The organism is Kocuria sp. CPCC 205231, assembly GCF_040980965.1.
In the GTDB taxonomy this organism is placed as follows: domain Bacteria; phylum Actinomycetota; class Actinomycetes; order Actinomycetales; family Micrococcaceae; genus Kocuria; species Kocuria rosea.
Genome location: NZ_JAVKPP010000006.1, coordinates 265232 through 276644, shown reverse-complemented (window position 1 = coordinate 276644; position 11413 = coordinate 265232). Strand labels below are relative to the sequence as shown.

The window sequence follows — 11413 nt, the reverse complement described above, 5'->3', positions numbered from 1 at the left end:
TTCCCCTCCTCGGGGCCGGGAGCCGTGGCGGACCCCCCCGCGAGCCCCAGCCCCCCCGCCCCCTCCCCCCCCGGCCCCCCCTGACCCGGCCCCCCCCCCCCCCCCCCCCCCCGGGACCACCGGGGCGGGAGGGCGCCGCCGTCGCCACCGTCCCCCCACGTCCAAGGAGATCCACCCCGTGAGCACCGCCGCCGACCGTTTCGCCGCCGAGGGCTTCGGCCCCGAGAACCTGCCCTACGCCTCCTTCTCGCCCACCGGCGGGGACCCGCGCCTGGGGGTGCGCCTGGGGGACCGGGCGATCGACGTCGCCGCCCTGGCCGCCACGGTGGAGGGGCTCGACGACGCCGCGCGCACGGCGGTGTCGGCCCCGAACCTGGACGCGCTGCTCGCGGCCGGCCACGGGACCTGGACCGCGCTGCGGGCCTGGCTGGTGGAGGTCGTGACCGCCGACGGGCTCGCGGACACGGTGGAGCAGGCCTCCCACCCGGTGGACGGGATCACCCTGCACATGCCGTTCACGGTGGCCGACTACGTCGACTACTACGCCTCCGAGCACCACGCCTCCAACGTGGGGAAGATGTTCCGTCCGGACCAGGCCCCGCTGCTGCCCAACTGGAAGCACCTGCCCGTGGGCTACCACGGCCGCGCCGGCACCGTGATCCCCTCCGGCAAGGACTTCCCCCGGCCCAAGGGCCTGCGCCCCGAGCAGGACGGGCCGCCCAGCTTCGGCCCTTCCCGCCGCCTGGACATCGAGGCGGAGCTCGGCTTCGTCCTCGGCGGGGCGGCCCCGGCCGGGGAGGTCTCCCTCGAGCAGGCGGCCGCCGAGCACCTCTTCGGCGTGGTGCTGTTCAACGACTGGTCCGCCCGCGACATCCAGGCCTACGAGTACGTCCCCCTGGGCCCCTACCTGGGCAAGTCCTTCGCGTCCTCGATCTCGCTGTGGGTCGTGCCCTGGCAGGCCCTGTCCGCGGCCCGCGTGGCGCCCCCGGCGCGCGAGCACGAGCTCGCCCCCTACCTCGACGACGAGGGCAAGGAGCCGTGGGGGCTGGACATCACCCTGGGCGTGAGCGTGGACGGCCGGACCGTCTCGCACCCCCCGGCGTCCACCCTGTACTGGACCGCACCCCAGATGGTCGCGCACATGAGCGTCAACGGCGCGTCCCTGCGCCCGGGGGACTTCTTCGGCTCCGGCACCGTCTCCGGGCCGGAGAAGGACCAGCGCGGGTCCTTCCTGGAGCTCTCCTGGGGCGGCAAGGAGCCGTTCGCCCTGCCCGGGGGCACCGAGATGACGTTCCTGGCCGACGGCCAGAGCGTGACCCTCACCGGCACCGCGCCCGGCCCCGGCGGCTCCGTCATCGACCTCGGCGAGTGCACCGCCACGATCCTGCCCGCCACCTGAATACTGGTCCCGTCCCCCGCCGGTGACCACGATCACCCCCGCCGACCCCGCCGCGCCGCGACCGGCGGGGGAGGGCGTGGCCGCCCGAGCGCCCGCCGACAGCAGGAGTCCCCGCCATGAGCACCGGCACCCGTGAACCCGCGATCGCCCGGGCGATGCGGCCCGTCAACTCGGTCGTCGAGAAGTACATCCCGTCCGCGCTCAACTTCGCCATCCTGCTGAGCGTCGCCGTCGGGCTCATGGCCCTGCTGCTCACCGACGCCGGACCCGCCGACGTGCTGCGCGGCTGGGGCGAGGGGCTCGCCGGGCTGCTCGCGTTCATGACGCAGATGGCGCTGATCCTGCTGCTGGGCCACGCCCTCGCCAACACCCGTCCCGTGCGCCGGCTGCTCGGCGCCCTGGCGCAGGTGCCCCGGACGCCCCTCCAGGCGTACGTGTTCGTGTTCCTGGTGGCGGCGGTCGCCTCCCTCATCACGTGGGGGCTCGGCCTCGTCGTCGGCGCCCTGCTCGCCCGCGACGTCGCCGCCGCGGGGGACCGACGCGGCCTGGAGCTGAGCTTCCCGATGCTCGTGGCCTCCGGGTTCTCCGGGTTCGTGGTCTGGCACATGGGCTACTCCGGGTCCGGGCCGCTCACCGCGGCCACCCCCGGCTCCTTCATCGAGGAGCAGCTCGGACGCACCGTGCCCATCACCGAGACCACGTTCTCCGCCTGGAACCTCACCGCCGTCGTCGCCACCGTGGTCCTCGTCGCGCTGGCCCTGTGGCTCATCGCGCCCCGGGCCGTGGACCCCGCCCACCGGATGACCGCAGCCGCCCTCGCCGCCTCGGAGCAGACGGTCACCGAGGAGGAGGTCGTCACCCCCGCCGACCGGCTCGACGCCAGCCGCGTCCCCACCCTGGTCGTGGGACTGGCGCTCGCCGGCTACCTGGTGCTGCACTTCGCCGAGGGCGGGACGGTGACGCTCGACGTCGTGAACTGGATGTTCCTGGGCCTGATCTTCCTGCTCGCGCGCAACGCCTTCGAGGTCATGGCGCTGATCAAGAACGCCGCCGCGAACGTGGGCGACATCCTCCTGCAGTTCCCGCTCTACGCCGGGATCATGGGAATGATGGCGGCGACCGGCCTGATCCAGGTGCTCTCCGACTCGGTCGTGGCCGTCGCCACGCCCCAGACGCTGGGGCTGCTCGCCTTCCTCTCGGCGGGGCTCGTGAACTTCTTCGTCCCCTCCGGCGGCGGGCAGGTGGCCGTGCAGGCCCCGATCCTGCTGGACGCCGGCGCCCGCCTCGACGTGGACCCGGCCGTGGTGATCATGGCGATCTCCTACGGCGACCAGTGGACCAACATGATCCAGCCGTTCTGGGCGCTGCCGCTGCTGGCCATCGCCGGGCTCAAGATCCGCGACATCCTGGGCTACACCACCGTGGTGCTCGTGGTCTCGGGCCTGGTGTTCGGGGCGACCCTGCTGCTCGTCGGCGCGGGCTGAACGGGCCTCGGCCCGCGCCGCCGGCTCCGTGCCGCTGGATCCGTGCCGCGGCGGCCGGGGAGCGTGTGCTCAGGCGGTGCGCTCCGGGGCGCCGCGGCCGGTGCCGTGGCGCAGGAAGTCGGCGCTCGAGGGCACGCGCGGGTGGTACCGGCGGTCGAGGAGGGTGTTGGCCGCCCAGCTCAGCAGGTCCCGCTCGCGGACCGGCAGGTCCAGGCACTGGTGCAGGTACGCGCTGACCTCGAGCTCGTCGGCCGTCCCGCCCAGGTACAGGTAGCGGACCCAGAGCCGGCGGTGCCCGATCGACGCCCGCTCGAGCGCCTGGTGCAGTCCGACGGCCTGTTCCCGGCCCAGGGAGTCCTCCATCGTGGTTCCTTCCGTGCGGTGCGGGGTGCGGGGGTAGGGGGTGCGGAAGCAGGGTGCTCGAACTCCGGAGGAAGCGCGCACCCGCACCCACAGGCTCCACGGTAGGAAAGCGGCCGTGCCGGGACCACGGTATTAGCGGAGGTACACCATTGTGTCCGAGTGTGAGGGAACACCCGGTCGGCACCCAGGCGACGCCGAGCCGCCCGGCCGGGTCAGGAGCCGACGACCGCCCCGTAGAGCTCCTCGAAGCGGGCGCGCGCGGTGCGGTAGTGCTCCGCGCGTCCGGGCACCGGCCGGTGCTCCGGCCCGCAGGGCGGGGAGGCCCGCTCCACGTCCGGGGCGAGGCTCTCGAGGGCGAGCAGGGCGGTGCCGCGCAGGGTCGCCCGCTTGAACTCGGCCCGCGCCACCGGCTTGCCGAGGGCGTCGGCGAGCAGCTGCAGCAGCTCCGGCACGTCCTGCGACGCGCTGCCGGAGGCCACCACGCGGTCCACGCCGCCGGCGGCGTCCTCGAGCTGCTCGGCCACCCGGGCGTACGAGACCGCGACGCCCTCGAGCACCCCGCGGGCCAGGTCGGCCCCGGTGCTGGAGGCCGAGACGCCGGCGAACACCGCCCGGGCGCCGCCGGCCCAGCCCGTCGAGCGCTCGCCCGTGAAGAACGGCAGGACCACGGGGGTGGTTCCGGACACGTCCGCGGCGGCGACGTCCGCGAGCGTGGTGCTCTCCGGCAGGGTCACCGTGCGCTCGAGCCAGGCGAGCGCCCGGCCGACGTCGTTGAGGGCGCCGCCCAGCAGGCACCGTGCCCCGTCCACGCGGTAGCACCACAGCCCCGGCGGCACCCGCTCGGGGATCCGGTGCAGCAGCACGCGCGCGGCCCCCGAGGTGGCGGTGGAGACGACCATCGTCGAGGCGTCGGTGCCGCCCGTGCCGAGGTTCGCGCTCAGCCCGTCGGCCACCGGCGCGAACCACGCCGCGCCCTCGAGGACCGGCCAGCGCTCGGCCACGGACGCGGCGACGTCCGGGATCGGCTCGTGCGGGTCGGCGAGCGGGTTGAACTGCTCCGCGTCCAGCCCGCAGGCCAGGAGCAGGGGCTCGTCCCACCGGCCCGTGCGGCGGTCCAGCATCCCGGTCCACGCGGCCGTGGCGGTCCCGGCGCGCGCGGTGCCCAGCAGGCGCAGGTGCACGTACTCGCCCAGGGACATCCACCGCCGGGCCCGCTCCCACGCCTCCGGGTCCGTCTCCCGGAGCCACCGCAGCCGCGGGGCCAGGTACGAGGTGTGCAGGCGGGCGCCCGTGCGCTGCAGGGCGGCGGGCTCGTCGAGCTCGCCGCGCAGCCCGGCCAGCTGCTCGGCGCACCGGGAGTCGGCGTAGGTGAAGCACGTGGTGACCGCGGCGCCGTCGGTCCCGACGCCGACCAGTGAGGACGCGAAGGTGTCCAGGGCGACGCCCGCGACCCGGCCGGCCAGTGCGGGGTCGGCCAGGACGAGGTCGAGGACCGCCGCGAGCTCCTCCGTCACCTGGTCGGGGTCGATCACGGAGGTCCCGTCCGCCGCGGTGGTGAACTCGTGCTCGATCTTGTGCCGGTAGCCCCGCACGGGGGTCCCCGTGGCGTCGTGCAGACCGCCCCGGCTGCCCGTGGAGCCGACGTCCAGGGCCATCACCAGGGGATCGAGGGCCTCGCGCAGGTCCACGCTGAACGCGGCGCCGTCGTCCGGCCGTGGGGGCGTCGGGTGGTGGCTCATGGTCGGCTCCTCCTGGGGGCTGCGCGGCTGGCCCCAGTGTAGGAGGCGGCGCGGAGCGACGGTCACATCGTGAGACGCGAGTCCGCCCACCAGGACGTTGCGGTCGAAAAGCGTATTCTGGACGGCGGACCGCCGGCGGCCGGCCCGGGTGCCCCACGGCCCGTGCGCCGCCCGCCCCGCCACCGGACATCCCCGACCGAGGAGACCCAGCTCCGCCATGCCCCACCTCCGCTCCCGCACCTCGACCCACGGCCGCAACATGGCCGGCGCCCGCGCCCTGTGGCGCGCCACCGGCATGGGCGACGACGACTTCGGGAAGCCGATCGTCGCGATCGCGAACTCCTACACGCAGTTCGTGCCGGGCCACGTGCACCTCAAGGACATGGGCGACCTCGTGGCCTCCGCGATCCGGGAGGCGGGGGGCGTGGCCAAGGAGTTCAACACCATCGCGGTCGACGACGGCATCGCGATGGGCCACGACGGGATGCTCTACTCCCTGCCCTCCCGCGACATCATCGCGGACTCCGTGGAGTACATGGTCAACGCCCACCGGGCCGACGCCCTGGTCTGCATCTCCAACTGCGACAAGATCACGCCGGGCATGCTGCTGGCCGCGCTGCGGCTGAACATCCCGGTGGTCTTCGTCTCCGGCGGGCCCATGGAGTCCGGCGAGGCCGTCGAGGGCGTCGTGGAGCACCGTCTGGACCTCGTGGACGCGATGTCCATGGCCGTCGACGAGTCCGTCACCGACGAGCAGCTGGGCCAGATCGAGCGCAACGCCTGCCCCACCTGCGGGTCCTGCTCGGGCATGTTCACCGCCAACTCCATGAACTGCCTCACCGAGGCCCTCGGCCTGTCCCTGCCCGGCAACGGCACCACGCTGGCCACCCAGGTGGCCCGCAAGGAGCTCTTCCTCGAGGCCGGCCGCCGGGTGGTGGACCTGTGCTGCCGGTACTACGAGCAGGACGACGAGTCCGTGCTCCCGCGCAACATCGCCACCAAGGCCGCGTTCGAGAACGCCATGGCCCTGGACATCGCCATGGGCGGGTCCACCAACACGATCCTGCACATCCTCGCCGCGGCCCAGGAGGGCGAGGTCGACTTCACCCTCCCGGACATCGACGCCCTGTCCCGCCGGGTGCCCTGCCTGTGCAAGGTCGCGCCGAACTCCACCCGGTTCCACATCGAGCACGTGCACCGCGCCGGCGGGATCCCCGCGCTCCTCGGCGAGCTGCGCCGCGCGGGCCTGCTCAACGAGGACGTGCACGCGGTGCACGCCCCGGACCTGGCCACCTGGCTGGACGAGTGGGACGTCCGCAGCGGCCGGTCCTCGGAGCGCGCCCGGGCGCTCTTCCACGCCGCGCCCGGCGGCGTGCGCACCACGCAGGCGTTCTCCACGGCCAACACGTTCGAGTCCCTCGACCTCGACGGCGAGGACGGCTGCATCCGCTCGGTGGAGCACGCCTACACACGGGACGGCGGCCTGGCGATCCTCTACGGCAACATCGCCGAGGACGGGGCGGTCATCAAGACCGCCGGCATCGACGAGGAGCTGTTCCACTTCGTGGGGAGGGCCTTCGTGGTCGAGTCCCAGGACGAGGCCGTCTTCGAGATCCTGTCCAAGAACGTGGAGCCCGGCGACATCGTGGTCATCACCCACGAGGGCCCCAAGGGCGGTCCGGGCATGCAGGAGATGCTCTACCCGACCTCCTACCTCAAGGGCCTCGGCCTCGGCCGGGAGTGCGCGCTCATCACCGACGGCCGCTTCTCCGGCGGCACCTCCGGCCTCTCGATCGGGCACATCTCCCCGGAGGCCGCCGCCGGCGGCGCCGTGGGCCTCATCGAGACCGGCGACGAGATCGAGATCGACGTCGCCCGGCGCGTGCTGCGCGTGAACGTGGACGACGCGACGCTGGCCGCCCGGCGGCAGGCCAGGGGGCCGGCCCCGTGGTACCCCACGAAGCCGCGCGAGCGCCAGGTCTCCAAGGCCCTGCGCGCCTACGCCTCGATGGTCACCTCCGCGGACAAGGGCGCCGTGCGCGTGATCTGACCCCCTCCGGCCGCGATCCCGGGGCCCGCGGGGCACCGAGACGCGGGTCACTTCCACTAGAGTTCCGTCGGGGCGCGCAACCGCTGCGCCCGGTCTTTCACGCGGGCCCCGCAGACCCCACGCCGGGGACCCGCGTCCGTCACAGTTCGGAGCTGCAATGGAACTCGTCACCGATCTCGTGGGCACCCTCGGCGGCTGGGTGTGGAACGTGGTCTTCGCCATCCTCATCGGGGTGGGCCTCTACCTGACCGTCCGCACCGGCGTCGTGCAGCTGCGGCTGGTCCCGGAGATGTTCCGGGTGCTCAACGACAAGCCCGGTCTGGCCGAGGACGGCCAGAAGGGCATCTCCGCGTTCCGGGCCTTCACCGTCTCCGCCGCGTCCCGGGTGGGCACCGGCAACATCGCCGGCGTCGCGATCGCCATCAGCCTGGGCGGGCCGGGCGCCGTGTTCTGGATGTGGGTGATCGCCGGCATCGGCGCGGCCAGCGCGTTCACGGAGTCCCTGCTGGGCCAGCTCTACAAGATCAAGGCGCCCACCGGCTACGTGGGCGGGCCCGCCTACTACATGGAGCGCGGCCTCGGCGCCCGCTGGATGGGGCTGCTCTTCGCGGTCGTCATCACCTTTACCTACGGGTTCGTGTTCAACTCCGTGCAGTCCAACTCGATCGTGGACGCGCTCGGCGGCTCCCTGGGCGTGGACATCGCGGCGGCGGAGGCCCTGTGGTTCCGGATCCTGGTCGGCGCCGTGCTCGTGGGGCTGACCGCCGCGATCATCTTCGGCGGCATCCGCCGGATCTCCGCGGTCTCCGAGATCGTCGTCCCGATCATGGCGGTGCTCTACCTCCTGCTGGGCCTGCTCGTGGTCTTCCTGAACCTCGGCGAGGTCCCCGCCGTGCTCGGCCAGATCCTCGAGGGGGCCTTCGGCATCCGCGAGTTCGTCACCGGCGGGCTGATCGGCGTCATCATCCAGGGCATGAAGCGCGGCCTGTTCTCCAACGAGGCCGGCATGGGGTCGGCCCCCAACGCCGGCGCCACCGCGTCCGTGTCCCACCCGGCGAAGCAGGGCTTCCTGCAGGCGCTCGGCGTGTACTTCGACACCTGGCTGATCTGCTCGATCACCGCGTTCATCGTGCTCCTCTCCAACCCCGAGTTCGGCGGCCGGGAGGGCGCGTCCCTGACCCAGTCCGCGCTGGCCCTGCAGCTGGGCAACTGGGCGGTGCACTTCCTGACCGTGGCGATCTTCCTGTTCGCGTTCACCTCCGTGATCGGCAACTACTACTACGGCGAGTCCAACGTCCGCTTCCTCACGGGCTCGCCCGCGGCGATGACCGCCTACCGCGTGCTCGTGCTGGTGTTCGTCTTCGGCGGCGCCGTGCTGGCCCTGGACCTCGTCTGGTCCCTGGCCGACCTGTTCATGGCGGTCATGGCCACCATCAACCTGGTGGCCCTGGTGCTGCTCGCCGGCGTGGCCGTCCGGGTGCTCCGGAACTACGAGGCCCAGCGCAAGCAGGGCCTCGAGCCGATCTTCCACAGCGGCGACGTCCCGGGCCTGTCCGGGCTCGGCGCGTGGGACGGCACCGACGTGGTGACCACCCGCGGCTACTGGGACGAGCTGGCGCAGAAGCCCACGAGGACCCGCTGACGGGCACGGAGCAGCAGGCCGGGGCCGGGACCGCGTGGCGGCCCCCGCCCCGGCCCCTCTACAGTGAGGTCATGGAATCTCGTACGGACATCGACGCCTCGGCCCTGCGGCAGCTGCAGGCCCCCCTCAAGGAACGCTACCGGGAGCACCCCGAGGAGGCCCGCACACCCCTGCACGCCCGCGGCGACTTCCGCGACACCGGGCTCACGACCACCGTCGACTCGTGGGCCGGGCCGGTGCGGGCCGGCCTGCACGCCGCCACCGGCGGTGACGGCAGCGACGCCTGCTCCGGGGACATGCTCCTCGACGCGCTCGCGGCCTGCGCGGGCGTGACCCTGCGCAGCGTGGCGACGGCCATGGGCGTGCCGATCCGGTCGGCCGAGCTCCGCGCGGAGGGCATGTTCGACGCCCGCGGGACGCTGGGCCTGGACCGGTCCGTGGCCGTGGGGGTCCAGGACGTCGTCCTCACTGTCCGCCTCGACACCGACGCCGACGACGCCACTCTCCAGCGGCTGGCCAAGTCGACCGAGCGGTACTGCGTGGTCAGCCAGAGCCTGAACACGGACGTGGCGTTCGTCGTCGAGCGCGTGTAGCGGCCGCATCCTCGCCGGACGCGGAACGGCTCCGTGCGCCCCAGGGCGCACGGAGCCGTTCCGCGTTCAGGACAGGACCTGGCGCTTCGACGAGATGACCCCGGTGTTGAAGCCGGCCAGGTGGAGCCCGCCGTGGAAGCGGGCGTGCTCGATCTTCAGGCAGCGGTCCATGACCACGGAGAGCCCGCCCTCCTCGGCGATCCGGGCGGCCTCCTCGTGCCAGGACCCCAGCTGCAGCCACAGGGTCCGCGCCCCGACGGCCACGGCCTCGTGGGCCACGCCGGGGAGGTCGTCGTGGCGCCGGAACGCGTCGACGACGTCGGGCGTCTCCGGCAGGTCCGCGAGGGACGGGTAGACGGGCCGGCCCATGATCTCCCGCAGCGCCGGGTTGACGAAGTACACCCGGTACGGCGAGGAGGACAGCAGGTAGGTCGAGACGAAGTAGGAGGCGCGGGACGGCTTGTCGGACGCGCCCACGACGGCGATCGACTCGGTGCCGTGCAGGATGCTCAGCCGCTCGGGCGCGCTCGGCCCAGTCCACGTGCGGGTCTCGGCGGTCATCGGAGCGCTCCTTCGGTCGTGACGTCGGCGTCGGCGTCGGCAGCAGCGGTGTCGTCGGCGGTGGCGCCGGCCGGGGCGCCGGCCGCGCGGCCGGGGGTCTCCCGGGGCAGGCCGGTGGCCGCCGTGAGGGCCTGGTCGAGGTCCCAGAGGATGTCCTCGACGTCCTCGAGGCCCACCGACAGGCGGATGAGGTCCTCCCGCACCCCCGCGCCGACCAGCTGCTCGGCGCTCAGCTGTTGGTGCGTGGTGGAGGCGGGGTGCAGGACGAGGGTGCGGGCGTCCCCGATGTTGGCGAGGTGGCTGGCCAGCTGCAGGTTCTCGATGAAGCGCGCCCCGACCTCCCGCCCTCCGAGCCGCTCCGTGGGGGAGACCCCGAACGCGAACACGGAGCCCGGGCCGAGGGGCAGGTACCGCCGGGCCCGCTCGTGATGGGGGTGGCTCGGCAGCCCGGCCCAGTTGACGTAGGAGACCCGGGGGTCCTCCTCCAGCCACCGCGCGACGGCCCGCGCGTTGGCCAGGTGCGCGTCCATGCGCTGCGGCAGCGTCTCCACGCCCTGGAGCAGGTTCCAGGCGGACTGGGGCGCCAGGGCGGGGCCGATGTCCCGCAGCTGCTCGGTGCGCAGCCGGGTCAGGAATCCGTACTCCCCGAAGTTCCCCCACCAGGTGACGTCGTTGTACGTGGGCACCGGCTCCGTCATGGACGGAAAGTTGCCGTTCGCCCAGTCGAAGCGGCCGGACTCGACGACGACGCCGCCCAGCGTGGTGCCGTGCCCGCCCAGGAACTTGGTGGCCGAGTGGATGACGATGTCCGCCCCGTGCTCGATCGGACGGACCAGGTACGGCGGGGTCATGGTCGAGTCGACGACCAGCGGCACGCCGGCCTCGTGCGCGACCGCCGCCAGGCCCTCCAGGTCCGCGACGTCGCCGGAGGGGTTGGCAACGACCTCCGTGTAGACGGCCTTGGTGCCCGGGCGCACCGCCGCCCGGTAGTCGGCGGGGTCGGTGCCGGGGACGAACGTGGTCTCGATCCCGAAGCGGCGCAGGGTGACGTCCAGCTGGGTGACCGTGCCCCCGTAGAGCTGGGCGGAGGCCACGATGTGGTCCCCGGCCTGGGCGAGCGCGGCGAACACGAGGAACTCGGCGGACATGCCGGAGGCGGTGGCCACGGCGCCGATGCCGCCCTCGAGGGACGCGACGCGCTCCTCGAACGCCGCGACGGTCGGGTTGCCGATGCGGGAGTAGATGTTGCCGTACTTCTGCAGGGCGAACAGGTTGGCGGCGTCGTCGGCGTCCTTGAAGACGAACGAGGTGGTCTGGTAGATCGGGACCGCACGGGCGCCGTGCTCGGCGTCGGGGGTGCCCCCGGCGTGCAGGGCGCGGGTGCGGAACCCGAACTGGTGGTCGGCCATGGGGAAGCTCCTCGTGCGAGTGGTGCCGCTGGACGGTCCCGGGCGTCAGGAGGGTCCCGGCGGGGGTGCCGGGGGTGCGGTGCCCCATCGGTCCTGGCGGTAGCACCGTGCGGTCTGCGACGTCGACCACGGTTGCTGCGGCGTCGTCGGTCCAGGTCCCTCGGCCGCTCGGG

9 protein-coding genes are annotated in these 11413 nt (G+C 73.5%); 5 read left to right on the top strand and 4 right to left on the bottom strand.

Annotated features, from left to right (window positions below; all coding sequences use genetic code 11):
* Positions 1-178: 178 nt before the first annotated feature.
* Positions 179-1399 (top strand): fumarylacetoacetase, encoded by a 1221-nt coding sequence (gene fahA, locus RF640_RS08735; RefSeq protein WP_017833119.1) that lies wholly within the window; start codon positions 179-181, stop codon positions 1397-1399.
* Between the two features lie 116 nt (positions 1400-1515).
* On the top strand, positions 1516-2883 hold the full coding sequence (locus tag RF640_RS08730; RefSeq protein WP_035927904.1) for a short-chain fatty acid transporter: 1368 nt from the start codon (positions 1516-1518) through the stop codon (positions 2881-2883).
* Positions 2884-2952: 69 nt separating this feature from the next.
* On the opposite strand, the gene RF640_RS08725 is transcribed toward RF640_RS08730, so the two are convergent.
* Together RF640_RS08725 and RF640_RS08720 are read right to left on the bottom strand one after the other, a co-directional pair.
* Complete coding sequence (locus RF640_RS08725) at positions 2953-3246, bottom strand: hypothetical protein (protein ID WP_052132987.1); 294 nt, start codon at positions 3244-3246, stop codon at positions 2953-2955.
* Positions 3247-3458: 212 nt separating this feature from the next.
* Positions 3459-4985 carry a gluconokinase gene (locus tag RF640_RS08720; protein WP_368827498.1) on the bottom strand — a complete coding sequence of 509 codons (1527 nt, stop codon included), beginning with the start codon at positions 4983-4985 and terminating at the stop codon, positions 3459-3461.
* Between the two features lie 217 nt (positions 4986-5202).
* Here RF640_RS08720 and ilvD point away from each other — a divergent pair, with 217 nt between their 5' ends.
* The 3 genes from ilvD (at position 5203) to RF640_RS08705 (ending at position 9270) form a co-directional block, all read left to right on the top strand.
* Positions 5203-7035 (top strand): dihydroxy-acid dehydratase, encoded by a 1833-nt coding sequence (gene ilvD, locus RF640_RS08715; RefSeq protein ID WP_035927896.1) that lies wholly within the window; start codon positions 5203-5205, stop codon positions 7033-7035.
* Positions 7036-7192: 157 nt separating this feature from the next.
* The gene (locus tag RF640_RS08710; RefSeq protein ID WP_017833124.1) at positions 7193-8677 is read left to right on the top strand and encodes a sodium:alanine symporter family protein; all 1485 of its coding nucleotides are present in this window, start codon (positions 7193-7195) and stop codon (positions 8675-8677) included.
* A gap of 71 nt (positions 8678-8748) precedes the next feature.
* A complete protein-coding gene (locus tag RF640_RS08705) occupies positions 8749-9270 on the top strand; it encodes an OsmC family protein (RefSeq protein ID WP_017833125.1) in 522 nt (173 codons plus the stop codon).
* A gap of 66 nt (positions 9271-9336) precedes the next feature.
* Here the strand turns inward: RF640_RS08705 and RF640_RS08700 are convergent, their stop codons facing one another.
* Both RF640_RS08700 and RF640_RS08695 read right to left on the bottom strand, forming a co-directional pair.
* Positions 9337-9831, bottom strand: coding sequence for a CoA-binding protein (locus RF640_RS08700; protein WP_017833126.1), 495 nt, complete (start codon positions 9829-9831; stop codon positions 9337-9339).
* Positions 9828-11240 carry an O-acetylhomoserine aminocarboxypropyltransferase/cysteine synthase family protein gene (locus RF640_RS08695; protein WP_136341138.1) on the bottom strand — a complete coding sequence of 471 codons (1413 nt, stop codon included), beginning with the start codon at positions 11238-11240 and terminating at the stop codon, positions 9828-9830. Before RF640_RS08695 ends, RF640_RS08700 begins: the two co-directional genes overlap by 4 nt.
* Between the last annotated feature and the right edge of the window lie 173 nt (positions 11241-11413).

What these genes read in the sequence shown, in the direction of transcription:
- RF640_RS08730 (WP_035927904.1), top strand. Translation starts at nt 1,516, where the DNA reads ATGAGCACCGGCACCCGTGAACCCGCGATCGCCCGGGCGATGCGGCCC.
- RF640_RS08725 (WP_052132987.1), bottom strand. Translation starts at nt 3,246, where the DNA reads ATGGAGGACTCCCTGGGCCGGGAACAGGCCGTCGGACTGCACCAGGCG.
- RF640_RS08720 (WP_368827498.1), bottom strand. Translation starts at nt 4,985, where the DNA reads ATGAGCCACCACCCGACGCCCCCACGGCCGGACGACGGCGCCGCGTTC.
- ilvD (WP_035927896.1), top strand. Translation starts at nt 5,203, where the DNA reads ATGCCCCACCTCCGCTCCCGCACCTCGACCCACGGCCGCAACATGGCC.
- RF640_RS08710 (WP_017833124.1), top strand. Translation starts at nt 7,193, where the DNA reads ATGGAACTCGTCACCGATCTCGTGGGCACCCTCGGCGGCTGGGTGTGG.
- RF640_RS08705 (WP_017833125.1), top strand. Translation starts at nt 8,749, where the DNA reads ATGGAATCTCGTACGGACATCGACGCCTCGGCCCTGCGGCAGCTGCAG.
- RF640_RS08700 (WP_017833126.1), bottom strand. Translation starts at nt 9,831, where the DNA reads ATGACCGCCGAGACCCGCACGTGGACTGGGCCGAGCGCGCCCGAGCGG.
- RF640_RS08695 (WP_136341138.1), bottom strand. Translation starts at nt 11,240, where the DNA reads ATGGCCGACCACCAGTTCGGGTTCCGCACCCGCGCCCTGCACGCCGGG.